At 54.7% G+C, this 23,308-nt stretch carries 26 protein-coding genes and 3 pseudogenes; 7 read left to right on the forward strand and 22 right to left on the reverse strand.

All coding sequences use genetic code 11. The features are described 5' to 3' along the window. Positions 1–64 precede the first annotated feature (64 nt). The 4 genes from CKW24_RS04915 to CKW24_RS04930 form a co-directional block, all read right to left on the reverse strand. Positions 65–1,606 (reverse strand): LA2681 family HEPN domain-containing protein, encoded by a 1,542-nt coding sequence (locus CKW24_RS04915; RefSeq protein ID WP_095165746.1) that lies wholly within the window; start codon positions 1,604–1,606, stop codon positions 65–67. Between the two features lie 46 nt (positions 1,607–1,652). Continuing rightward, positions 1,653–2,825, reverse strand: a complete 1,173-nt coding sequence (locus CKW24_RS04920) for a DUF3800 domain-containing protein (RefSeq protein WP_095165747.1) — start codon at positions 2,823–2,825, stop codon at positions 1,653–1,655. A 61-nt stretch (positions 2,826–2,886) separates the two neighbouring features. Next, the gene (locus CKW24_RS04925; protein ID WP_095165748.1) at positions 2,887–3,255 is read right to left on the reverse strand and encodes a hypothetical protein; all 369 of its coding nucleotides are present in this window, start codon (positions 3,253–3,255) and stop codon (positions 2,887–2,889) included. Between the two features lie 151 nt (positions 3,256–3,406). Continuing rightward, entirely contained in the window at positions 3,407–4,315 is a 909-nt protein-coding gene (locus CKW24_RS04930; protein WP_095165750.1) for a LysR family transcriptional regulator, read from the reverse strand. 87 nt (positions 4,316–4,402) lie between these two features. Here CKW24_RS04930 and CKW24_RS04935 point away from each other — a divergent pair, with 87 nt between their 5' ends. Further along, positions 4,403–4,915 carry a polyketide cyclase gene (locus CKW24_RS04935; RefSeq protein ID WP_095165752.1) on the forward strand — a complete coding sequence of 171 codons (513 nt, stop codon included), beginning with the start codon at positions 4,403–4,405 and terminating at the stop codon, positions 4,913–4,915. A 141-nt stretch (positions 4,916–5,056) separates the two neighbouring features. On the opposite strand, the gene CKW24_RS04940 is transcribed toward CKW24_RS04935, so the two are convergent. Then, positions 5,057–5,512 carry an Lrp/AsnC family transcriptional regulator gene (locus CKW24_RS04940; RefSeq protein WP_095165754.1) on the reverse strand — a complete coding sequence of 152 codons (456 nt, stop codon included), beginning with the start codon at positions 5,510–5,512 and terminating at the stop codon, positions 5,057–5,059. Between the two features lie 133 nt (positions 5,513–5,645). Between CKW24_RS04940 and CKW24_RS04945 the strand changes: the two genes are divergently transcribed. Genes CKW24_RS04945 through CKW24_RS04955 form a run of 3 tightly spaced genes read left to right on the forward strand, consistent with a single transcriptional unit; the run spans position 5,646 to position 7,586 of the window. Then, a complete protein-coding gene (locus CKW24_RS04945; RefSeq protein ID WP_095165756.1) occupies positions 5,646–6,266 on the forward strand; it encodes a LysE family transporter in 621 nt (206 codons plus the stop codon). 14 nt (positions 6,267–6,280) lie between these two features. After that, positions 6,281–7,114 carry a 3-methyl-2-oxobutanoate hydroxymethyltransferase gene (panB, locus tag CKW24_RS04950; protein ID WP_095165758.1) on the forward strand — a complete coding sequence of 278 codons (834 nt, stop codon included), beginning with the start codon at positions 6,281–6,283 and terminating at the stop codon, positions 7,112–7,114. A gap of 16 nt (positions 7,115–7,130) precedes the next feature. After that, positions 7,131–7,586 (forward strand): MaoC family dehydratase, encoded by a 456-nt coding sequence (locus tag CKW24_RS04955; protein WP_095165760.1) that lies wholly within the window; start codon positions 7,131–7,133, stop codon positions 7,584–7,586. A gap of 439 nt (positions 7,587–8,025) precedes the next feature. Here the strand turns inward: CKW24_RS04955 and CKW24_RS04960 are convergent. From CKW24_RS04960 to CKW24_RS05005, 10 genes and pseudogenes are all read right to left on the reverse strand, one after another. Beyond that, a pseudogene (locus CKW24_RS04960) lies at positions 8,026–8,127 on the reverse strand (DUF4113 domain-containing protein); the annotation flags it as partial. Positions 8,128–8,407: 280 nt separating this feature from the next. Beyond that, entirely contained in the window at positions 8,408–9,301 is an 894-nt protein-coding gene (locus tag CKW24_RS04965) for a LysR family transcriptional regulator (protein ID WP_095165762.1), read from the reverse strand. Positions 9,302–9,382: 81 nt separating this feature from the next. Further along, positions 9,383–10,435: an alpha/beta hydrolase gene (locus tag CKW24_RS04970; protein ID WP_095165764.1), complete on the reverse strand. Its 1,053-nt coding sequence runs from the start codon at positions 10,433–10,435 to the stop codon at positions 9,383–9,385. A gap of 49 nt (positions 10,436–10,484) precedes the next feature. Continuing rightward, positions 10,485–11,429: an alpha/beta fold hydrolase gene (locus CKW24_RS04975; RefSeq protein ID WP_095165766.1), complete on the reverse strand. Its 945-nt coding sequence runs from the start codon at positions 11,427–11,429 to the stop codon at positions 10,485–10,487. Between the two features lie 124 nt (positions 11,430–11,553). Continuing rightward, the gene (locus tag CKW24_RS04980) at positions 11,554–12,330 is read right to left on the reverse strand and encodes a carboxymuconolactone decarboxylase family protein (RefSeq protein ID WP_095165768.1); all 777 of its coding nucleotides are present in this window, start codon (positions 12,328–12,330) and stop codon (positions 11,554–11,556) included. 224 nt (positions 12,331–12,554) lie between these two features. Next, positions 12,555–13,022 carry a cupin domain-containing protein gene (locus CKW24_RS04985; RefSeq protein WP_095165770.1) on the reverse strand — a complete coding sequence of 156 codons (468 nt, stop codon included), beginning with the start codon at positions 13,020–13,022 and terminating at the stop codon, positions 12,555–12,557. 59 nt (positions 13,023–13,081) lie between these two features. Then, on the reverse strand, positions 13,082–14,074 hold the full coding sequence (locus tag CKW24_RS04990) for an aldo/keto reductase (protein ID WP_095165772.1): 993 nt from the start codon (positions 14,072–14,074) through the stop codon (positions 13,082–13,084). A 24-nt stretch (positions 14,075–14,098) separates the two neighbouring features. Continuing rightward, complete coding sequence (locus CKW24_RS04995; protein WP_095165774.1) at positions 14,099–14,689, reverse strand: flavodoxin; 591 nt, start codon at positions 14,687–14,689, stop codon at positions 14,099–14,101. After that, complete coding sequence (locus tag CKW24_RS05000; RefSeq protein ID WP_095165775.1) at positions 14,686–15,675, reverse strand: aldo/keto reductase; 990 nt, start codon at positions 15,673–15,675, stop codon at positions 14,686–14,688. The genes CKW24_RS04995 and CKW24_RS05000 overlap by 4 nt, the downstream gene beginning before the upstream one ends. Before the next feature lie 141 nt (positions 15,676–15,816). After that, positions 15,817–16,152: a hypothetical protein gene (locus CKW24_RS05005; RefSeq protein ID WP_095165777.1), complete on the reverse strand. Its 336-nt coding sequence runs from the start codon at positions 16,150–16,152 to the stop codon at positions 15,817–15,819. A 463-nt stretch (positions 16,153–16,615) separates the two neighbouring features. Between CKW24_RS05005 and CKW24_RS05015 the strand changes: the two genes are divergently transcribed. Continuing rightward, a complete protein-coding gene (locus CKW24_RS05015; RefSeq protein ID WP_095165781.1) occupies positions 16,616–17,056 on the forward strand; it encodes a 3'-5' exoribonuclease in 441 nt (146 codons plus the stop codon). Between the two features lie 158 nt (positions 17,057–17,214). Further along, positions 17,215–18,696, forward strand: coding sequence for a Shedu immune nuclease family protein (locus tag CKW24_RS05020; RefSeq protein WP_095165783.1), 1,482 nt, complete (start codon positions 17,215–17,217; stop codon positions 18,694–18,696). Between the two features lie 274 nt (positions 18,697–18,970). Here CKW24_RS05020 and CKW24_RS28345 read toward each other — a convergent pair whose 3' ends face one another. The 3 genes from CKW24_RS28345 to CKW24_RS05035 are packed head-to-tail and all read right to left on the reverse strand — an operon-like array spanning position 18,971 to position 20,271. Next, positions 18,971–19,360: a hypothetical protein gene (locus tag CKW24_RS28345; RefSeq protein ID WP_095165785.1), complete on the reverse strand. Its 390-nt coding sequence runs from the start codon at positions 19,358–19,360 to the stop codon at positions 18,971–18,973. Positions 19,361–19,362: 2 nt separating this feature from the next. Continuing rightward, positions 19,363–19,833, reverse strand: a complete 471-nt coding sequence (locus CKW24_RS05030; protein ID WP_095165787.1) for a hypothetical protein — start codon at positions 19,831–19,833, stop codon at positions 19,363–19,365. Between the two features lie 42 nt (positions 19,834–19,875). Beyond that, positions 19,876–20,271 carry a hypothetical protein gene (locus tag CKW24_RS05035; RefSeq protein ID WP_095165789.1) on the reverse strand — a complete coding sequence of 132 codons (396 nt, stop codon included), beginning with the start codon at positions 20,269–20,271 and terminating at the stop codon, positions 19,876–19,878. Positions 20,272–20,427: 156 nt separating this feature from the next. Here CKW24_RS05035 and CKW24_RS05040 point away from each other — a divergent pair, with 156 nt between their 5' ends. Continuing rightward, positions 20,428–20,883, forward strand: coding sequence for a helix-turn-helix domain-containing protein (locus CKW24_RS05040; RefSeq protein WP_032673167.1), 456 nt, complete (start codon positions 20,428–20,430; stop codon positions 20,881–20,883). Between the two features lie 44 nt (positions 20,884–20,927). Here CKW24_RS05040 and CKW24_RS05045 read toward each other — a convergent pair whose 3' ends face one another. From CKW24_RS05045 to CKW24_RS28350, 4 genes and pseudogenes are all read right to left on the reverse strand, one after another. Beyond that, on the reverse strand, positions 20,928–21,968 hold the full coding sequence (locus CKW24_RS05045; protein WP_020308631.1) for a DUF4062 domain-containing protein: 1,041 nt from the start codon (positions 21,966–21,968) through the stop codon (positions 20,928–20,930). An 89-nt stretch (positions 21,969–22,057) separates the two neighbouring features. Beyond that, positions 22,058–22,588 (reverse strand): SH3 domain-containing protein, encoded by a 531-nt coding sequence (locus tag CKW24_RS05050; protein ID WP_371917572.1) that lies wholly within the window; start codon positions 22,586–22,588, stop codon positions 22,058–22,060. Between the two features lie 53 nt (positions 22,589–22,641). Then, a pseudogene (locus CKW24_RS05055) lies at positions 22,642–23,098 on the reverse strand (hypothetical protein). Next, positions 23,095–23,303, reverse strand: a pseudogene (locus CKW24_RS28350) (hypothetical protein). Before CKW24_RS28350 ends, CKW24_RS05055 begins: the two co-directional pseudogenes overlap by 4 nt. Between the last annotated feature and the right edge of the window lie 5 nt (positions 23,304–23,308).

Genomic DNA, 23,308 nt, shown 5'->3' on the forward strand with positions numbered 1-23,308 from the left:
TCACCTAGATATCAATAAAGAATACGACGCTGACTGAATGCTCCAACTGCTCCATAGCAAGGGATCAGGGTTCCTCATCTTCACCACGAATCCAATTGTGATCAGGAACGATCAGTGTGCCAATAAGGCCATCAGCTTGCTTTCTCAGGACTTCCTCATGCTGAGAAATTGCCAGTGCAAGCATCTGGATTGCAGACCTCGCGACTCGCAGGGCATCCAGAGCCTCGTCGACAAAATCTGAGTGGTTGAGATGCTCAATTTCCGGAGCCTGCCTCGCTAGTGCGGGATCACCAAGGTCATGGAGCACCAGGAATCGATGTGTACCCGAATTTCGCAGATTTTTCTGTGAGCGGAGAATTCCGTCTACGCCGTTATAGTCTTCTGCCAGCTCGGCCAATCCGTACATTGCGTATACGCCTGCCCGAATCAGCACCTCAACTTTCTCTACAAGCCGAGTACCTGTTTTCTTGTCTTCGGGATCCCGCCACAGCCTCCCGAAGCTCACTTTTTTTGGAGCTAACCCAAGCTCGAAATAGGAGTTCGCTGTTACGGCTACCTTGTCGAGCAGGTCAAGGGCTGTCCGGTGCGCCAGTATAAGTGCCGAGGTGTCAGGGCCGTATAGAGCATAGTCAATAGTGTCTGCAAACTGTCCTGTCTTAGGCCAAACGCTTTCGTCTCTTGCACGCCATGCTAATTCTCGGGCGAGCAAAAAATCGCTCTTCAACATATTGAACATAGCAAACAGTGGCGGTGGGCTAACTCCCTTTTCTGGCTCACGCTCGAGAATACCTGGGAGCGTGAGCCAATCGAGCTTACCCAAAGATGGATAGACGAGTTCGACAGCTGGAGCAAGGGTGAGACGCTCCTCCTCCACCCATCTGATGAATGGATCGGTGTGCTCAGACCGAGATGGCGGATCGCTTAGCTCACTGGCGAGCGCTTCAACCTTGGCCACTACGTTCGCCCCGGCGTATTGGAGGATTCGCTCCTTATTTCGAAGCGCCTGCCTGGCTAGCATCACGGCTTCCATGTGGGTTAGCTCTGAGCAGCCTCCACGTTTAAAAAGCCACATTAGATCCAATGCCGCGCAAAAGGCGGCGACGCCGTTCGTTGGATCAACCTTCAATGCGGAAAGGCGTGCGTCATGAGCCTCAGAAAGCCGGTAGGTTTTTGCGAACAGATTAGCGATGTTAGTCCAAGCCTGGGTGCGTAACTCCAAATCGGCATTTACATCCTGTACCACCCTCCTGTAGTGCCTTCGAGCTTCGGCTCTGTATGCGCGGGTCTGCTCCTGATGATCTACCCACTCCGAATCAGCGCTGCCACAATTTGCTGCTTCCACGAGCCCATTTGCCAAGTTGTAGGTGATATCTACTGTTGGATACAGGTCGTGAAGCTCGCGGTATAGCTCGACTCCTTCATCGATTGCATCCCGGCGCCCAAGCGAAGCGCCGGCATTAACCAGTGTGGCCGCACGCAAGGACATCCAATTAACGCGATCAGGCCTATCTAGATCAATTTCACGTGCGTGTTGCACTGCAAGTGCGGGATCAGCATCCACCAAGGAACAGAGGTTGGATGACAGCTTTGAGAGCTCGCTCAACATGTGGTGCCTCCTTTGAAGGTGAACAGATCAGCGATGGTGGCATGTCTTAATCATCCGCAAATGCTTCAAGGGCAGTGAGCAGCTTGGCCAGCTCAGTCAGGTTGCCTGCAGTGACGATGTCGTATTCCCCCCGACTACTCAGCCGATAAATCTCGCGTGCCTTCTTAACGCGCTCCAGTAGAGGGACGACGATGCCTGACGCTCGCTCAAGGAAGTCATTAATGTCCGCTCGTGTTTGGGGAATTTTGTAACCCTTGACCGCGCTAGAGATGATCACCCCTGCATCGCGAAGCTTGGCAACGCCACTTGAGCGAATTCTCTGGCCGCTGACCTCGCCGAGCCCGCTGTCTTTTAGGTGGGCCATGATTTCCGTAGTCAACACGTAGTCCTTGGTGACGAATTCGCTCTGAAATCTCAAGAAACGCAAGATGCTTAGCTGCAGGCGCTCATCTTCATCAGGGTGCTCACCAACCCGCTCGCTAAAACGGTCTGCTTGGCGGAGAGCTTCCTGGTGTACTTGGTAGTCTGCATATCCCGATTCATTCGTCGGCGGAGGCAGGAGAGACTGGTACTTGGATGGCCACTCGAGCATTCCGAGAGTCAGACTGCGCAGGATCTTCTTGTAGGCGAGAACTGCTTCTTCCGATGCTTTTTCTTCGTAGATCTGAGCCACTGAGCCGGCAAAAAAATCTGCAACCTGAACAAGGACATTGTCCTTACTGGACATCGTCAAGAAAGCATCCTCATCGCCAAACAGGTCGTCAACGAACCGTTCTACAACGTAGCTTCTGAGACTCTCCTGAAATTCCTGCCCACCATGCTCATCTACAACCATCCGGAGATCAGGGTAGGCGCTGAACAGGCGCTCATAAAGCAGTCCGTTCACGTACTTAATGAAGGAGGTTTTGATACGAAGGCCACCATCCTTGTGGATTCGTGACTTATCAACGACGGTGAAATAGAGCTTGAATGGAAGCTCGGCCAGCTCGTTCAAGATCCGGGCACGGCGATCTGAATCCTTGAGCTTCAGCTTGCTAGATTTGATCTCGCCGGTTTGAAAATGACGTTTCCGAACTGCTTCAGCTTGAGCATAGACAGCATCCAGGTCTTTCTCTGCTACAAGGATGGAGCACACGATGAAAAAGCCCGAGCTCCCGCCCTTAGACGTATCAAGGTCGGAATTCCCGGACTCATCCACGAAGGCATAGGTTCTGTCCATGAGCTTGCTCCATCAACAACGTGCTGAGCGCAGTGGGTCGCCCAATGGCAAGGTGGCGAACTTAGTTCGTCGCAGTGGTAGTGCCTGGAGCGGGGCCTTCGCTGAACGTGTAGTTGATGACCACGTCATTTCGGATCAAAACGTCGAGCGTTTTCTGAGTGCCCGTAGTCGTCACCTTCATGGTGACCACGTAGCTCTGGGCATGGGCTGAGCCATTGGTGTAGGTGTAGATCCACTTCTCGTCGGTCTCGCTGACTGCGCTCTTAGCGTAGGGCTCACCAAATAGCGACTTCAACTCAGCAGTCGTGGTTTTGCCTTTGGTGATGCTCGCTACACTAGCCGACGGAAAGTCTCGGCCTGCGGTGTAGTGCGAGGTAGCGCAACCGCCAAGTGCGACACACACACCCATGACTGCGATGAGCTTTTTCATATCCATCCTTGATCGTTTAAAACTCCAAATTTAGCTGGCATCGAGGCCAAAAGCCATCAGCATCTCGAAGCACCTGGGAGCTTTGGATTTTATACCCGCAACGGCGCTGTGACCGTTCCCAGTTGGGCTGCCTTCGTCCACCACGTTCGCTTCAGTTGAGTGTCCTAAGAGTTTCAACAATTAGCGAACGCACCCAGCGATGACCTGGGTCACGCTGAGTTCGCTCATGCCAAGCCAGGATTTTTGTGAAGCCTGGGATTTCCATTGGCGGCTTTAATGAGCTGAGCCCTATGTTGTGTTCCACCAATCGACGCGGGACGACGGCGATCATGTCGCTGTACATGAGAATCTCAGGAAGTACCAGAAAGCTGGTCACCGACACTGTCACTCGACGTGATCTTCCAAGTTTTTCCAGAGCATCATCCGTCACTCCGTGAAAACCGCCCCCTGCCGGGGAAACCAAGGCATGATCCAATGCGCAGAATCGATCCAGTGAAAGCCTGCCATTCAGCGCATCTGGGTGATCAGCGCGCAGCACGCATACATAGCTTTCATCAAAGAGTGCCATCACATGCAATCCTGGTGTTACCGCTTCGGGGGTAACCAATGCGAGATCGATCTCACCTCGATCCAGCTGATTTTGAAGTTCTTGATGGTCAACGGGCTGGACACTAACGCGGATGTTTGGCGCTTGTACCCTTAATGCACTGAGAAACGGAACAACCACTGCACGCAATGCATAGTCAGTCGAAGCAATCCGTATCGTCATGCTCGCCGTCAACGGCTCAAAGCTTTGTGGCTGAAGCATACCTTCGATATCTGCCAGCAATTTCTTAACTGGAGCTGCAAGCTGCTCTGCGCGCACTGTCGGGACAATGCCGCGCTGGGCCCGCACGAACAACGGATCATCGAAGCTTTCTCGGAGTCTGTTGAGCATGCCGCTCACAGCAGGCTGGGTGAGCGATAGTCGATTTGCAGCTCGCGTAACACTACGTTCGTCAAGCAACGCATCCAGTGCTTTGAGTAGGTTGAGATCGAGAGTTCTGATATCAGGATTCATGATGCGCAGAATAAAATATAGCGATTGGTCTTATTTTTAGCGTACACCCATCATGGCCTCAATTCATCCACTGAGCGCTGCATAACCATGAACGAGATCATTTGGCCCCAAGGCTACCTGCCAGGGTTTACCGAAAACTTTGTCTCTAACGAAGTCATCGTCGCGGGTTTGAGTGCCGCACAGGTCTGGCCGCTGCTCAGCCAGGCGCAGAGATGGCCCTCGTACTATACCAACTCGGCAAACGTCGAATTTCATGAGCACATCGGGCCGGATCTGGAAGACGGAGTATCTTTCTATTTCGAAACGTTCGGCTTTCCGGTCGAGGCTTTATGCAATGAGTACGTGCCGCCAACCCCAACCTCCCCAGGACGAATTGCGTGGCATGGATGGTCGGGTGAGGGTAATGCTCGGCTGGATGTTCACCATGCCTGGCTGATTGAAGACCTCTCTGGTGGACGAGTGCGCATCCTGACTCAGGAAACACAGAAGGGTAAACCAGCGGAGGATCTGGCCAAGGCCAAACCCAATCCCATGATCAACGGTCATCAGGACTGGATGGATGGCTTAGTGGGTGCGGCACGCCTGTCTTCCAGCATTTGACCTCTGACTTGAGTCTTTAGCCGTGGGCCAGATGCGTTCAGATCAGGCCTTCTAAGTGCGGGCCCAGAGCATCCGTATCTCAGCTTTGGGCGATTCGACAAAATCCTGACGGTTCCCTACGTCATCCGTAATGCTTGAACTTCATTCCAACGGCAACGGACGATCTGTGATGACATGCTTCATCACTAATGTCGATGTCAGACGCTGTACGTTCGGTAACCTCGACAGTTCCTCATCGTACAGTTTCTGAAATGCAGGAAGATCTGCTGTCACCACCATCAGCAGGTAATCAGGATCGCCAAACAGTCTTTGCGCTTGGACGATGTAGGGAACACGCGGTAAAGCATCTTCAAAATCCGCTACCGCCTTTTGGTGTCCCTCTCGAAGCGTCACGAATACCAGGGACGAGAAATTGAGCCCTATCTCAGTCGCAGATAGTTGAGCCCTATACCCTTTAATAACTCCTGCATCCTCCATCGCCCGAACACGTCGATGGCATGGAGACAAGCTGAGACCTACGCGGTCGGCCAATTCCGTCAGCGACTGGCGACCATCCTGCTGCAGCTCCGCAAGAATCTTCTTATCAACACGATCCATTCAAAAAAACCTTCTAATTCAGTCCGCCCTGGCGGGAATCTTCGAAAGATAATATCACTTGGCTTTCTTTATCCTTCTATCACAGTTTTTCAGGGCGTGAAGCAGCGCACTGGATTGATGAAAAAGGAAGGTGTTGATCGTGACCGTCTCTCTAATGATGGCTTTCTGGGCCGTATCATTTCTGTTTGTTATCACGCCTGGGGTTGACTGGGCCTACGCAATCTCGGCGGGTCTGCGAGGCCGCGTCCTACCCGCCGTAGTCGGCATGCTTTCCGGCCATCTTGTGGCCACGCTGGTCGTCGCCGCAGGTGTGGGCGGAGTGCTTGTCAAAATTCCCTATGCATTGCTGACGTTAACGCTGACGGGGGCAGCCTATCTCTTATGGCTCGGCCTCAACATGTTGCTCAAGCCTTCGCTGCCTGCTCAAGGGGCATCCAGCGATGAAGGTGCCTGGATGGCCTGGGCGATAAAAGGACTGTGCGTCAGCGGTCTCAACCCCAAAGTTCTGTTGTTGTTCCTGGCGCTGCTACCTCAGTTCACTGATGCTTCAGCCGCATGGCCAGTAGGGGCTCAGATTGTCGCGCTAGGTCTGATCCACGGTTTCAGTTGCGGCGTTGTCTATCTCGCGGTCGGCTACGGCGCTGGTGCGGTGCTTGCTTCACGACCAGCAGCGGCTATCAATGTGAGTCGGATATCGGGAGCCGCGATGATCGTAATCGCTGTGGTTCTAGCTGCCGAGCGGCTGGCCATTTGAATTGAGGAAGCGATATGTCTGATCAAATTAACGCCCCCTATAACAGCCCTCGTCGCGGCAGGGTACGAATTCCACATTTACGGGATATGAAGGTACGGGGTCAGAAATGGGCCATGTTAACTGCTTATGACATGTACGCCGCGTCGGTGTTTGAGGCGGCAGGGATTCCAGTGCTGCTCGTAGGCGACTCCGCAGCCAACAACGTGTTTGGACATAACTCGACGTTGGCAGTAACAGTTGACGAGATGCTTCCTCTTGTCAGGGCGGTTTCGAGTGCTACCGAACGGGCGTTGGTCATTGCCGATTTGCCTTTTGGCTCCTACCAGGGATCGCCTGAGCAATGCTTTCATACAGCCGTGCGCTTTATGAAAGAAGGTGGCGCGCACGCCGTTAAGCTCGAAGGTGGGATTGAGATGCTCCCCCAGGTCGAGAAGCTGGTGGCCGCAGGTATTCCAGTTATGGCTCATATCGGCTTTACACCGCAGGCAGAACACCAGCTTGGCGGATACCGTATCCAAGGCAAAGGCGAAGACGCGCAACGGTTAATTGACTTGGGCGTCGCCTTCGAGCGTGCAGGTGCGTTTGGTCTGCTGATTGAGATGGTGCCAGGCGACGTAGCAACGAAGATCACAGAGACAGTCACCATTCCTACGGTCGGAATTGGTGCTGGTAGCGGCTGCGATGCTCAGGTACTTGTCTGGCAGGACATGGTGGGGCTCCGCGATGGTCAGTTACCTCGATTCGTCAAGCAGTACGCGGATATGAGGAAGGTTATGAGTGACGCGGCTCAAGTCTTTGCTGAAGACGTCGAGTCGGGCTTATTCCCTGGGCCAAACCATACTTTTTAGATCATCGGAGATGCCAATGAACGCACTGCGCCAGAAGGCAATTGAAGGGCTCGAGGAAGGCGACACTTTTGAAATCAACCGCACTTTTTCGAAGGCGGACATCGTCCAGTTTGAAGCGCTATCGCGCGATCACAACCCAGTGCACTCCGATGCTGTGTACGCAGAAGCGAAAGGCTTTGATGGCATCGTCGCTCATGGCTTGCTGACTGCGACATTGATTACGGAGATCGGAGGGCAATTGGGGTGGTTGGCCTCCTCCATGAGTTTGCGTTTCAAGCGCCCGGTTTATATTGGGGATGAGTTGACCTGCGTGTGGAAAATTATAGGGATCGATGCCGGTAATCGAGCGCAAGCCGAGGTGATCGTGAACAACAGCAACGGCCAGGCTGTCTTGCTCGCGGAAACGACAGGGTTCATTCCAAATGACGCCGAGAGAAAATTACTCGCATCAATGACAATTGATGAGACCTAGTCCTATCAAGGCGATGCAACCACACCTTTTGTAGAGAAATTACAGATGCATGGCTTACTAAAATTTATTATTCGACCGGGAACGGAAATGGCAGACGCCGGTTTTTTCGTTCTAGCCGCTTTCGTTGGTGGCGCAGCCGGAGTATTGCTGGCCTACAAAGTGTCGCTGTGGGTGGGATTCCCCTTCGCGCTTTGTGCAACCTTAATGCTTCATCTCACCTGGCGGAAGCCAGGTTTCTCTCCCCGGACGCCACAAAAATCGGCCCGTGGCGACACCTAACATTACGGGATTAGTAGCCTTCTGGTGCAATCGCCGAAAAGCCTGCTAGTGATTCCCTCTTTAATGCCCACTTTCATGGATCGCGGATGAGCGCTTTGGCCGCTATCAGTCCGTCGAGATAACCTGACTTTGTAAAGTAGCGTCCGCTTATGCCGGTCAGCTACCTAGCCTTGACCGTCCACAACTGATCCCTCTTAGTAGTGTAGCTCTGGCTCATCAAGACTCGACGCATCGCCCAACCAGGCGCAGCAGGCACACTTGCTAGTCAGGAACATTTTCTCGAAGGCGCTGCTCGGTAAAGATGCAGAGCCTACTTCGCGAGAGCGATGGCGACCTACCTGCCTAGTAGTTCGAGGGTGATTCACATTGCTTCTGCTTTGGGCTTGCCCCCTTCGGGGTGCGGCTGGCGTGAACCAAACCCTGACTACGCCAGGTTTCGGCCCTCCGGGCGTTCATCCTCAAGCCTTTGGCCCGTCGTGGGCCGGCGCGCTCCGCTTGCGCTTTAGGGGCACCACCATAATTAGGCAATCCCTGTCCATGGCTCATTGTTTATAAACTAATGCGTCAACCACAACGCCAAATGCGGATGAATGCTCACGTCGATTCGGATAGTAAAGATGGTAGCCCGCGAACGGCTGGCACCAATCTTCCAGAACCCGCACGAGACTGCCCCCCGCTAGTTCGTTGGCTACCATGTCTTCTGGCAGAAACGCCAAACCACATCCCGCCACAGCAGCACGCAAAATTGGCACGCTGCTGTTGAATGTCCACTGCCCTTCTACGCGCGCCTTGAGTTCGTGCCCGTCCTTTTCGAAATCCCAGTGCATGAGACTCCCATGAGTCGGGAGACGCAGATTAATGCAGTTGTGCGCGGCCAGATCCGCTGGCTCCTTGGGGATTTGCCGCCCTTTAAAATATTCATGCGAGCCCACCACTGCGATTCGCAACGATGGCCCAATCGGTACGGCAATCATATCCTTGGCTACCTGTTCGCCCAGGCGCACACCCGCGTCATACCGCTGTGCGACGATGTCGGATAGCGCGTAATCGACGGTGATTTCGACCTTGATGTCCGGGTAGTCAGGCAACACTTTCAACAGCTTTGGCCAGAGAATATTGTTCGCTGCATGCTCGGACGCCTGGATGCGAACATTGCCGGCAGGAGTGACGCGAAACTCGCTGACGGCGGCCAGTTCCAATTCGATCTCGTCAAAGCGCGGCGCCATCGATTGATAAAGCCGCTGACCTGCCTCGGTTGTTGAAACGCTGCGGGTGGTGCGCGTCAAAAGGCGTACCCCGAGCCGGCTTTCCAGTGCACGCATGGTGTGACTTAACGCCGACTGCGAGACGCCCAACTGGGCAGCGGCACGGGTGAAACTGCCCTCGCGGGTGATGGCCACGAAGGCTTGCAGATCATTGAGATTAGCGCGGGACATTGATGAGAGCCTCTCATGAGGGACGCGTGATCATTCCATGAAAGCAGGTTGCGCACGGATGCGCGACCCTCAGAGAACTCATTACAGGGTGCGAGCGTAAAACGCCGTCAGTTTCCCAATTGCAGCGTCGACATAGCGTGGCACCCAATAGGTTTCAATATGCGTGGCGCCTTCTAGGATGAACATTTCCTTGTCCTTGGTGCCGGTGGCTTTGGGGAACGCATCCTGGGTCATGTACAGGCTGTCGGCCTTGCTGCCGGCAATCATCAGCAACGGTTGGTTGATAAGTTCGATGTGGTCGGTGGCATCGAAACGCATCAGATCCAGCAGGCTGCTGGTGGTGTATTTGAAGGTCGAGTTCGGGTGTGCGTGGGTCTTCCAGTAGTATCCGTAGCCTTGGCGATACAGCTCGAAGGGCAGCTTGGCAATCTGTTCATCAGTAAGGTTGGCATCACCGGAATACAGTACCGCACCACCGGCTGCTTCCTGCGCACGTGCCGACGACGCCTGCTGCAAACGTTGTTGAATACTGTCCTTTTGCGAGTCGTTATAGCCGTTGCGACGCACTAGGCCCGAGTTGAACATGCTCACTGTCGCCAGCGATTTGAAGCGTTTGTCGGTTTGCGCCGCAGCTAATGAGTAACCACCCCCACCACAAATACCGAGCAGACCCAGGCGGTTGTCATCAACGCCGGCAAACTGGCTGATGAAATCGGCCATGCCGTGGATGTCTTCAATGCGATACGAGGGTTTATCAATGCTACGCGGTTGACCACCGCTGGCGCCCTGGTACGCCGCGTCGGCGGTTATGGTGATGTAGCCCTGTTCGGCCAGACGCTGGGCGTACAGACCGGCGACTTGCTCTTTCACACCGCCATTGGGGTGCGCGACGACCACGGTCGGGTAGGTATTCTTCGCATCGTAATTGGCCGGGGTGTAAACGTTGGCAGCGATGTCCAGACCATTGAGCTTATAGCTGACTGGGTGGATATTGACCTTGCCCGGTTCGTTCTTGGTGATCGCGCCGTCATAGGCCAGCGTGAACGGGTTCTTTTTGTAGTCGGCGGCCAAGGCTTCACCGGCAGATAGACCGACCAATGCCGACATGAGCGTGGCTTTGAGAGTGTTTTTCACATGAAACTCCTTAGCAATCAAAAGGGAGGCAGTCGAAAGGAGCGGCGGATCAGTCCAGCTGTTTTTCTTTGAGGAATTGCGACACCAGATCAGCGATCTGCACGTTGTTCAGATCCGACATTGGGAAGTGGGTATTGCCTTTGATGCCTAACTCGGGCAAGTGGATCAGTCGTACATCGCCACCGTGCCGATTGACCGCGTCGCGCCATAGCCGGGCCATCTTCAGGCGAGCGCGCCAACTGTCCTGAGCAGGCAGATCAACGGCCTGCTCGGGGATGTTGTCGCCGTAAAGGATCAGAATCGGAATGCGCGTCAGTGCCATGAATTGTTCCACCGGCACAGCAGCGCCTTGCACCGTGTCAAATGCGCTGGGAATCGGCTCCGGTACTTCACCTTCAGCAAACACGAAGCTGCTTCCAGGCTCGAACGCCACAATGGCTTTGACCTTGTCGTTCTTGATCGCCGTCAACCAGCCCGGCCCGCCACCTTGCGAATGGGTGAACAAAATCCCCGGGCCGATTTTGTCGAACAGCGCCGAGACGCCATCAGAGACGACGCCCATGTCGAACGGCCCGGTGTTCGGCGTCATTGCCCGGAAAAACTGCTCGCGGGTCTGGGCATCCTGTGCCACTTGCACGCCGTTGAAGTAGTTGGGCCACAGGCCAATGCGGAACTGGTTGAACCACAGCTGTTCGTCCGGCGTCGGCTTGATTGTGGTCTCGACCATGCTGCGCCCGGCATCACCACGCCGTGGCTGATCGATCAGATAAACGCCGTAGTGGCGCCGCAGAAAAATGTTCTGAAAACCCTCGCGGCCATCGGCGGTGGTTTCCCAGGTTTTGGAGAACTGACCTGCGCCGTGCCACATGACGATGGGCAGTTTTCGCGCATCGACCGGGATTTGGTAGAAAGCGTAGGCGTGGTCACCGTGATAGGTCTGGCCGTCGGGCGTCATTGGTTTGCGCGGGTTGAACGTACCTGGTGCAGTCGTCATCGTTCCGCCAGCGGCGAAGCTGCCTTGTTTTTCAATTATCAGTGGGCCGGAACTATCGGGTTGGTTTGCGCAAGCTGCCAAAAGGCTAATGAGTGTGATACCCAACAATTTTTTAGCGGTCATTTCATTTCCTCAAAGCTGCGAGGGCTTGAGCCAGCGCTGTACCCGCACGCTCGGCGGTCTGGGCATCACCGTGCTTTTTCAATAAATCGGTCACTTGACGCAACTGCGCCTCGCTGAGTCCGACACGAAGGCTCGCCAGCATGTGCGAGCGGAGTTGCGATTCCACTCCCGGTGTTGCCGCCAGCGCTCCTACAGTCGCCAGTTCGCGGCTTTGCCAGTCGAGGTTGTCGCGCTCGAAGATGTCGCCGAACAGGTGGGTTTGCAGGAACTGGTTGATCACTGGCGCGAATTCGAACACCGGGCCTTTGACCGGGGCGCCGGAGATCTTGGTTTGATTCGCCGTACCCGCCGCCAACAACTCAGCCCCGACCGGAATCGCCCGGCTTGGTTCGCGTCCCGGCGCATCTGCAATGCCGCGTTGTTTGCGTGCCTGCACCACCGTCATCAATTCGTTCAAGGCATTAAGGCTGCGTGGGAAACCGACGTAGGCGTAGAGCTGTACGAGAATTTCCCGAGCTTCGCTGACGCTCAGGCCCGCATCGAGTCCTTGGTTGAGGGCTGCGTTGAGGCTAGGCATGTCGCTAGTCGCCATAAACGCGGCAATCAGGGGAATCGCTTGCTGTCGGGTCGACAGTGATTCTGAGCTGGCGGGTGAGATCGTCACGGTTTGCGATGCCTCGGCGGCTTGAGTGGTCACGCTGAACATCGCACCAGCGCTCAAACAGAGCATCAACAGTGCGGAGAGGGCAGAGGTCTTGCTTGCGTCACTGGTCATCATGAGGCTCTATCCATTGCGAGTCGTTGCGGTGTTGCTGGATCGTACGGAGGAAGGTTGGGACGATTAACCCCGATATTGCGCAAGGACTCCTGAGCAGAACTCATGAGTCCTCGTTGTGATAATCGCCGAAATCCCGGCGCGACCCCGCTGGTGCGGGGCCTAGAGGACGAATGACTGTTTGCGTCATAGATGCCGTGCGAGCAGTTTCGACACATTCCGTAACTTCATTTACCAGCGTATTGCGCCTCAGAGACCTGCTCCGCCCAGGTGACGGTCTTGCCGTCCTCGGCTTCAGCGATGGCGATGTGGGTCATGCCGTTGCTGGCCGTGGCGCCATGCCAGTGGCGGGCATTTGGCGGAATCCAGACAATGTCCCCCGGACGGATTTCTTGACGCGGGCCACCCTCTTGCTGCACGTAGCCGACACCCGCTGTGACGATCAGCGTTTGCCCGAGTGGATGGGTGTGCCACGCAGTTCGTGCGCCGGGTTCGAAGGTTACCGTGCCGCCGCCGATGCGTGCTGGCAGTTCTCCCTTGAACAGGCCATCCACGCGCACCGTGCCGGTAAAGTTTTGCGCCGCACCCTGGATCGAGGGCTGTGAGCCATTCGGTGTTACGCGGATTTCGCTGGCGGCTTGGGCTTCTACGGTCATGAGTGATAAAGCGACAAGTGGTGCGATCAATCGGTTCATTGGATCAACTCCGGTCAGGCAATGAAGCGGCTCGAAACACGGAGCCGCGTTGGGCAGACTCAGAGTCCGGTCATCTTCAGCGCCGACTCCGGCAAGCGTTCACCGTGCACTTGAATCTGGGCCATCTGCTCGTTGATCACGCGCAGATCGTCATCCGTCAGTTGCAGTTCAACCGCGCCAAGATTCTCTTCCAGCCGATGTTGTTTGGTCGTGCCTGGGATCGGCACAATCCACGGTTTTTGCGCCAACAACCATGCGAGTGCCACTTGCGCCGGCGTGGCGCTTTTGCGTTGCGCGACGGCTTTCACCACATCGACCAACGCCAGGTTGGCCTTACGCGCCTCAGGAGAAAAACGGGGGACAAAATTGCGGAAGTCGCTCGCGTCAAATTGGGTGTTCTGATCGATCTGCCCCGTGAGGAAGCCTGCGCCAAGTGGACTGAACGGAACGAAGCCAATACCCAGTTCCTCCAGTGTGCCAAGGAGCTCCTGTTCCGGGCCACGCCAGAACAGCGAATACTCGCTTTGCACCGCCGTCACTGGCTGCACCGCATGTGCCCGGCGAATAGTTTGCACGCCCGCCTCGGATAGACCGAAATGCTTGACCTTTCCCTCGGCTATCAAATCCTTAACGGCGCCGGCCACGTCTTCAATCGGCACCTGCGGATCAACGCGGTGCTGATAAAACAGGTCGATGCAGTCAGTACGTAAACGCTTCAACGATGCCTCTGCCACAGCGCGTATGTGTTCCGGGCGGCTGTTGGTGCCGCCGCCACGTGCGCCAGTGATCAAGTCAATATCGAAGCCGAACTTTGTGGCGATCACCACTTTCTCGCGGATCGGCTGTAAGGCTTCACCCAGCAGCTCTTCATTGGCGAAAGGGCCATACGCCTCAGCGGTGTCGAATAGCGTGACGCCTTGCTCGTGCGCCGAACGAATCAGCTTGATCATGGTGGCTTTGTCGGCTGGTGGCCCGTAGGCCGAGGTCATGCTCATGCAGCCTAGGCCGAGTGCGGAAACTTCAAGGCCGTTGCCCAGCGTGCGGATTTTCATGATGTCACTCCGTACAGAATTCGATTAGCGCGTGAGGGGATGATTGCTCAGCCAGCCGTTCACGCGTTCCATGGTCTTGCGCTCCTGCTCACCCTCCATCACAAAGCCCTCCAGCACTTTCGCCTTGGGCGCGTGTGTTACGAGAACATGGTGGCTGTTGCCCAGGCCGTAACCACCGTGCGTATTCAAGGGGATGAGGGTCTTGCCGGTTAGGTCGTGAGCACTCAAAAAAGCACGGATGATTGGCGGCGCAGTTTCACCCCAGATCGGAAAGCCGAGATAAATCGTGTCGTACTCGTTGAGGGCGTGAACCTTGCTTTGCATCTCGGGTTCGAAGCCGTTGTCACGCTCCTGACGCGCCTGTTCCACGGTTTGCAGATAATCCTCGGGGTAGGCGTGGACCGGGCGAATCTCGAAGAGGTCGGCACCAAGGCCGCGTTGAATCAGCCCGGCGACCACGCGTGTATTGCCAGAGCGAGAAAAGTACGCCACCAGAATTCGAGAGCCTGAACGCGGTGCTTCACTGGTGGTTTGCGTGTCAGCAAGCGACAGTAGCGGCGCGCTCGCAAGTGCGGCGATGACCTTACGCCGCAGCGGGTCGTGATCGTTGCTCATCGCCCGACGCGTTCCTTGAGTGCTTCGGGATAACGCTCGCCTTCGATGCGGATCTGCGCCAATGCAACATCAATCGCTTTGAGGTCGCCCGCATCGAGCGTGATGTCCGCGCCGCCGAGATTTTCTTCCAGGCGATGCAGTTTGGTCGTTCCCGGAATCGGCACAATCCATGGCGCCTGCGCCAGTAGCCAAGACAGCGCGATCTGCGCAGGGGTGGCTTGTTTCTGCGCAGCGATCTGCCGGATCAAAACCACCAGACCTTGATTGGCTTGCAGCGCCGAATGGCTGAAACGCGGGACAATGCTGCGGAAATCGTCACTGCCGTAAGTGGCCTCTGCCGATAAGGTGCCGGTGAGAAAACCCTTACCTAGCGGGCTGAACGGCACGATGCCGATACCCAATTCCCAAAGCGTCGGCAAGATCTCCTTCTCAGGCTCGCGCCACCACAGCGAGTATTCGCTTTGCAGCGCTGTGACCTGTTGTACCGCATGGGCGCGGCGAATGGTTTGCGCACTAGCCTCCGACAGACCGAAGTGCTTGATCTTGCCTTCACCAATTAGATCTTTTACTACACCGGCTACATCCTCGATGGGCACGTTTGGGTCAACCCGATGCTGATACAGCAAATCGATATAATCGGTTTTCAATCGACGCAACGAACCCTCGACGGCGAGTCGAATACGTTCGGGCCGGCTGTCCAAAGTCTGCTTTGTATTGTCGGCGCCGACGGCGAAGCCGAATTTTGTGGCGATCACGATCTGATCGCGAACTGACGCCAGCGCTTCGCCGACAACTTGCTCATTGAGATAGGGGCCGTAGAACTCGGCGGTATCGAAGAACGTGACACCTAGATCAACTGCCGAGCGAATCAATGAGATAGCTTGCTGGGTGTCCGTAGCGGGGCCGTAGCCATGGCTCAAGCCCATGCAGCCTAAACCCAAGGCAGAGACTTCAAGTGAACTGGTTCCGAGCGTGCGCTTGTGCATTTCGATCTCCCGACATTTTGCGTTGAGAGAACAGTAAGCGAGCTTACGAATATGGACTAGACGGGGAAATCAGCAAGGGTTCATGAGGTTTGCTCATAAGTCCTAAAGAGACTGCCTTGACGGGAGAAAGCCTTGGCGCCTCTACATAGACTTGACCGAGACAACGTCCACATACTTGTACTTCTTCCTAGCGGCCTTCACGGCCTCTTGTTCAGCAAGCAACGAGCTCAACGTATCAGCCTCGTGAATCAACTCGGTCATTTTTCCCTCAAATTCGCTTCCAACCCTGAGAGTGACCTGCAGCCTAGGCGTAAAAGCTTTTGACGCTTTCTTCTTCATCTGGGGCGCTGCTGCGGGCTCTGTAGGCACTACTTCTGGCACATGCTCCTTTACTTGAGGAGCAGACACTTGCTCTTCGGGCTGAGGCGTACCAAATAGAGCACGGCGCATTTCTTCTTCAGTTAATTCAGAATTCATAGAACATCTCAAAGGGACGCATTTCGCTGGGCAAGTTCTAATAGGATTGTTGCTGACCGGTGTTCGGGGAGCCTGCGGGGACGTCAAATCCCCAATTCGATTTCAATACAAGAGCCTCGCAAGGCTCGCGAAAGCTGCGCCTTTGGCAGCAGTGTAATGAGCCCATCAATTAAGTTGCTAGCGTGACGAGCGTATAGCGTGACTGTGCCTGCATCAGGCGTTCGACCTGGCACGATGGCACCTACCCGCTGCTGGGCAATTTTCAGTATGCTCAAAACGTCCTGACTCACCTCATTGGTGGACAGGTGTTCAACCAATGGTCTGGGTGGAGGGGCGGCGCGGCCCCACATTTCTATGACCGCTTGGAGGAGTCCGTCTGAGCCAAGATGCTCGAGGGCCATTTTCCATAGCTGACTTTCCTGCGCCATATTCAGGCGAGCCCTAGCCATTGCGGAGTTCTAACATGAGGCTCTTTCTTGATTGCGAGTTTACCCGGCTATCAGCAGCAGCGAAGCTGATATCACTCGCATTGGTGGCTGAGGATGGGCGCGAATTCTACGTGGAATTGCTCGACACATGGCGAGAAGAAGACTGCAGTGATTTCGTAAAGGAAATCGTGCTTCCCCAGCTGTGGGGTGGGAGCTACGCATTGCCCATTGTTGAAGCCAGGATGTCGCTGCTCAGGTTTCTGACGTCGTTCAAAAAGGAGGTCGAGATCGTCACTGATGCCCCTCAGTACGATTGGGAGCTTTTTTGCGACCTGGTATATGAGGACGGACGATGGCCCAGAATCGTTCGTAATTTCCCTACTGACGCAACGACCCTTTCTCCGACTAGCGAGGGTGAAGAGCTGCCTCACCACGCCTTGCTCGACGCCAGGATTATTGCTGGCATGTTCAGTTAAAACATAAACGACTCGGAGCCATCACAGTGTTATACCGTTCTCTCCGGCCAAGCTCCCGTCAATCCCTTCTCCAAGACACTAGCGGCTCGTTAGACTCGCACTCGCCCCGTCAGTGCGCGGGCAAGTAGAAACCATATCTCGATCAAGGACGAAAGCACATGCCATCTATGCGCCCCTCACAGTACGCCATGCAACAGCGCGTGGATGGCGGCCCATTCCTTCGTTTCGACCATGGCGAAGCGAGAGGATTGAGCGAGGGAGAACTCGAAGAGCTGGAGTCGGGCGAATACAACGAAAATGACTTCTATGGCCCGACACTCGTTTTCTACAGCGATGTACCTCTGCTAGACAATGGGTCGGGCTGGCATCTTTTATTAATGGTCACCTCCGAGTATTTGACCATTTATCCTATCAACGCCCGCTCGGAGCACTCTGAGTACGGTAAACCCAAGTACGACACCATCCAGTCGATAGTGATCACTCGCCCCGTCTTCCAGGAATATCCACATCCTAACAATCAGGATGAGCTTGAGGATTTACTAGGACTTCTCCCTGTAGGGCTCACCAAAGACTGGCGCTACGGTCTCGGCTTCCACTACGAGTACCGATATATCGTCCAGGCTTTAAATGATCTGGAGGGGATCGACACACTGTTTCTGCATGGTGGGGCAGGGAATTTTGATGCGAAAATCGAGGGCAATCAATTCTGTTTAGGCGTTGCTCAACTTGAGAAAATGGAGCGAAGCCTTGATCGGCTAACTCAACGGCATCAGCGAGAAACCGCTGCCGACAAAAAACTTGTTTGCTACACGGGGCTCCTGCACAAAGCGGCCCCCGAGCTTTATCCTCCACGTGAACGCAAGCTCCCGCCAGATCTTCTTGCAAATCTTGTAGCGCTGGGGTCAGTGGCACCTCGTCTATCACCCAAAGATCAAAAGCAGGCAGTCATGCTTGCCCAGCAAAGCGTCTCCGCGCTGGCGAAATCTGCACCGAAAACCCTGTATCAGCTGAAGTCGGAGATCGAGCTAATAACGCTCGGCGAACTCATTGAGGTGTACCGGAAAATGCTGGAAAGCAACGCCGCCGAGAATAAGTGGCAACGCTTCTTGCGTGAGCACTCTTTCGTACTCGACATGGCGTTCGGTTATCCCGTCAAGATGATTGCAGAACAGCCCTATGTAGGCGGTAAGGACATCAGAGGTCAAGGGGGCCAGTATTCCGACTTCCTGATGGCTGCAAAGGCCACCGGAAACCTTGCTCTGATCGAGATCAAACACCCTCAGCACGACCTACTCGGAAAAGCCTACCGCAAGACCTACGTACCATCTTACGAGCTCGGTGGATCCGTGGCCCAGGTCATTAGCCAGCGAAGCGTTCTGCAGAAGAACATTCTCGGTCTGAGCGAGGATCTCGATGACCGTGTCCACGCACATGCCGTGGCGGCCATTGTCATCATTGGCCGTACCCCATCAAAGATTGGTGAGCAGCGAGCCTTCGAGCAGTATCGGAACAGCCTCAAGGATGTCCTGGTAATTACCTTCGACGAGATGTTAGGTCGGCTTGAGGGCATTCATAAAGCTTTGACGCCAAAACTGCCAGTAGCGCACTTGCCCCTCAGTGATGAAGACTTAACCTTTTAAAATGTCCGTCACTGGATATAGGGGCGGCTGAGGCTTTACAGCCGTTTTGGGTCGCCCAAAGAGGTCGGGCTGCTGATCCATAGTGTCCGGACTGATCAGGGGTTGAAAGCCACCCCGTGAATCTGACGATCAAGATAGCAAGCGGAGCGCGCAGGCGCTAAATGAGCCAGAGGCCTGAGGGTAGAAGCCCGCCAGGGCAGAAACCCGGCTTTTCCGGGGTTGGTTCACTACACCCGTCCCTGAAGAGGGGCAAGCCCAAAACAACGATCAACGACTATTGGAGGCGATCAGGCGTTGGGATGTACCTGTCTCCCGCAATACGCATGAACTCTCGCAAGCTATGGCGCCCGACGTCCCGCCTGAACGTCGCAACGACGTACTTCGAGTTGACCGTGTTGATCACCCAAAACCTACCTTGCTTCGTAACGGACTGAATGTCCGATGTCCGAATCAGCCTACCATCTGCAAATCGTTGGTACGGCCCAGGGCAAATGTGACTGAACACAACGCCAACGGCACTGCACGCATGAATATGGACATTCACCAGGTAGGCCGTAACCAGCCCGTCATAGTCTTGATTGACTGCTTCGGCGATACGAAGAAGGTCAAAGTCCGAGTAGCGCTTTTCGTGTAAATCGACTGCGACGGTATTGATGTAGTCCATAGCTACACGGCCTCCGACGCTGATGCTAAACCGGTGGTCTCAGAACGATGCCGATATAGCTCTCTGACCCCAACCAGGGCTGCAACATCTAGGTCGCGCTGATGCGTATTGACGTACAAATCACCACTCTCGACCTGCAGAACGCAGATCGGCACTTCCACCTGATTGAACCCCATGGACAAGGAGGTCAGCTTTTCCATTTTCCAGCTCGAACCTTTGTTCATCCAGGCTGGGGTGACGACCTGGACTTCCTGAATGACCATGCTTTCGTCTTGGGAGATCAGTAGCTCCACGAGGCGAGGCTCATCGCTGACCATCTCCTCATAAGCCATGAATCTTTCATCGTGCCGGCGCTTGAGACTGACGTGATACCAATGCGTTGCGAGAGATCGTGACACGGCGTGAAAGTGAGCGAGACCGTCCCCAAACATTCCCACCGGGCCAGCCTGGTCTTGCATGCTAATCCTGAACATCATGTATCTCGTTTGAAGCAGGCCCGCTCAGCGCACCTGCAATTAACATAAGCCGAATATTGTCTTCAGCGAGGCCTTCATCTCGCGTCCCTGACCCACCAGCACATAGATCGTGTTTCGCGTCTCGAACAGGCAAACGCCATCGAATGATTTGCATAGGGTCGAGCGTACCCAGCCCCCTGGAGGGAACCGGCCCTGGCTGTCGTAGGTGACGCAATGGGAATAAAGGAACATTGTCTGCAGGCCTATGGTGCGCACCCTGGCGAGCGATTCAGGAGGCTCGTCCACATGAAAGATCAGCCAATCCTCGACCAAACAATAGGGTTTCCGACCGAAACGATCCGCCACCAATGCCTCTATTTCGGCTTGAGGCAGCTCTGTTCCAAAGGACGATATCTCTCCCTCGCGGAGCAACTCATGCTCCGAAGAATTACCCATAAATTGATGATCCTCATGGTGCGAACCCAAAAACCAGGCTCTGCGAACACGCAAAATACCGGGCAATAAGCCAGAAATCCCATCGATATGATTATATGCATTTGTGTGGGATCTATCAAACGGGTCATACCGTCTCTTTTTGGAGAGGTAGGTTGGATGTCCCTGCGGAAGGCTTATGCGGCGACGCTACAGTGGCTGAGGATTCGAAATGGCTTATCGCAAGTAGACCTCCAGCATCAAGCTGACCAAGCTCACATAAGCCGCTTGGAGGCTGCGACGACGACACCGACTATTGATCTGAGTGCGGATCTGGCTCATGCGTTGGGCCTAACGCCTCTGTCGCTGCTCACACTGGTGGCCGCAGCCGACGAGGGCAAGACAGCACGCTCTGTCTTGAATGAATCGATGATAGAACTCATGCGGCTAGGAGTTCTTGATGAAGCGCTGCCTGCCGAGCCGCAGAAGATCATCACGCCTCAGAGAATCGCAGCCGCAGAAAGGCTCGAGGCAGTACGCAAACTCAAGGCAGAAGGTCTTTCTCAGGCAGAGGTCTGCCGGCACCTGGAATTACCCAGAAGCACTGTTGGGCGCCTGTGGCACGTTGACGATTAAAAGCCCCCATCGGCTCAAAGCGACAGAGGCACGGGTGTCACTGATCAATAAGCCAAACTTCTGGCCATTCTTACGATGCTTTCCTGTATCCATTGCTCCACGATGGGCCGTGTGGCAGGGATGAAAAGTCGTGACTCACTAACGAGCTTTTCACGGCGCATAGGCATCGAATAGCTGCTGGGGGCAGTCGCTGGCGGCTCTTCTATCTTCGCCATGTCTAAATTCTTCAAGGTAATGCGATACCAACCGCTGTTGAATCCGGCCACCTCGAAGCAGGACATAATTAACTTTGATAGGTTGGTCGGAGACACGAAATAGAGACCAGCCGTACGCCCCTCGACTGGCACACTTGCGTCAGTTTCCAAAAGGACGAGCCCGTCGTCAAAAACGCGCCAAGACGTGTCTCCGGACTTCAGTCCTGTGAACAACTTGTCATCCCAGTCTTCGTAACCTTGCTTGAACTTCGCCAAGCCGAGGTTATGGAAGCTATGGAAAATCTCATCACGGCGTTGGGCCGCTCCGTGCACAGCGTGCTGCTCAACGGGCTGTGGCAGAAACGCGAACTCAAGCTGTGGCGCATAGGAGTGACCGCCGTAGGAGCGAGCGCTTGATGCATCTGTAATGCGCTCGTGAAAGGCTTTCTCAGAAATTGCGCTTTTGGATTTCTCCATTCTACTCAGGCCCTGGACAATGGCTTTCAACAGCTCTTGGGGGTCTGAGAATGAGGCTCTGAAAAAACCTTGTTTGTAGTCAGACACCTCGTTGACGAACACGGCCTGCTTCGCGTCAAAGTCAGTCTGCTGGATGAAGACCAAAATCGGTTTACGCTTGCTCACTGCCTGGTGGAATTCTTGCTGCGTAACCGAGAGACCTGGCTGAGGTTCATAGCCGAAGTTAGCGCCAAGAATCAGGATATAAACGTCGCACTGGTCGACCTCTGTCAGGCAGGCGTGCTCCGAGGAATAGGTTCGCGCTCCGAAGTGCTCGCTCATGACCGGCTTCATGTCCAGTGTCTCCACCGCGTCTTTGGCGGCGGCTCTGAACTGCTCGAATCCTCTTACTACTGAGCTTATGAACACCTTCATCAGTGCATCCTCTGAACGCTGGCATATGTGACCTTTTGGACTGTAACTAGGTGTGATCTTTGCAGATTGTCTCAATGGTGAACAGCAGATCAGACACCGTATCGTTTGTTACCGCCAGAGGTAATGCAATATCGACCACCGCGAGGCCCGATACACACGTTCCCAGAGGAACAAGGGCAGGATGAACCGTAAGCTGGGGTCTGTTGGCGAGCAGGCTGTTTCGGCTGAATCGCTGTTCTTGGCTTCAAAACGACGTAGCAGTCTGAGCCGCTACACAGGCTTTTGGACGAAAGCCACTTTGAAGGTTGACCATCAATGCTGATGCGCGCCCAATCCTTTCGGGTCTCAAAAACTTGAACCTTCTCCCCGCGCTTCAGTTTTGAGATGACCTTTCCGCCTGGTTGATCGCGGACATTGAGGTTGTCAGCGCTCACGAACTGCTCAGTTGTGGAGGTCGGCGTGGGTGGGGATGGAGACGTTGGCGTGGTTGATACAAGCGTGCTCAGAGTGCTCGGCTCTACCGGGGTTTGAGGCGTGTCTTTTTTTCCCATTGCCCATAGGACGGCAAAAAGAATCAGGAGCGGGATAAACCACGACTGGGAGTTTTTGCGCATATCCATTGCTCCCGCTTAAGACGCAATACGCCGGCTGCCATGCAGACCTTTCCTTCGGACTACTGCGAGCTTAGCCAAGCTTCCAATTTTTTCAGCCTATCAGAATCTAAAAGTTTGAGCCTTCCCGAATTCAGGATTTCAAAAAGCCGCTGCTTCGTTTCGGAAGAGGGAAACCAATCAGCGACCTCGATGTTGCAGTGCTTAGAATCACTTAGCACCCATTTCATCACCATGTCAGCTGCAGCTAGCCTTTTGCCGTCTTCTGACCAGCCTCGCATCGCAAGCTTGTCGGTTACGTCGATGACTCCAGCGTCTCCAAAGAAATCGGTCGTATCTGGATAATGAATACCTGCCAAGGACACTTTCGCTACGCCGCGAATCGCGGTTGAAGTAGGACAGGAAATGCCACCCACCTGTAATGCTTCCAGCGTGCGGAAAGTTGATTGCAGCCTTGCCAGTGATGTAGTGCGTGCGGGATACGCGTTTGAGATCGAAATCAAAAAGCGGCTGGATCATGGGAGCTTACTGAGACGCGCCAAGCCCTGTTTTATGTGGCCTGCGTTCTCGCCGATTATCTCCAGGGCACCACGTACGTTATTTCCTACATCCGAATGTCCGTGGGCTTCTACGTGGAGGGTCAGCTCCATCAGGGCAGCCTCCAGGGCGAGCTGGTTTGATACATCCTATCCAGCACGTCTGACAACGAGTATTCGTTAGGCATAGATC

The sequence above is a fragment of the Pseudomonas sp. Irchel 3H3 genome (assembly GCF_900187635.1).
Lineage (GTDB): Bacteria > Pseudomonadota > Gammaproteobacteria > Pseudomonadales > Pseudomonadaceae > Aquipseudomonas.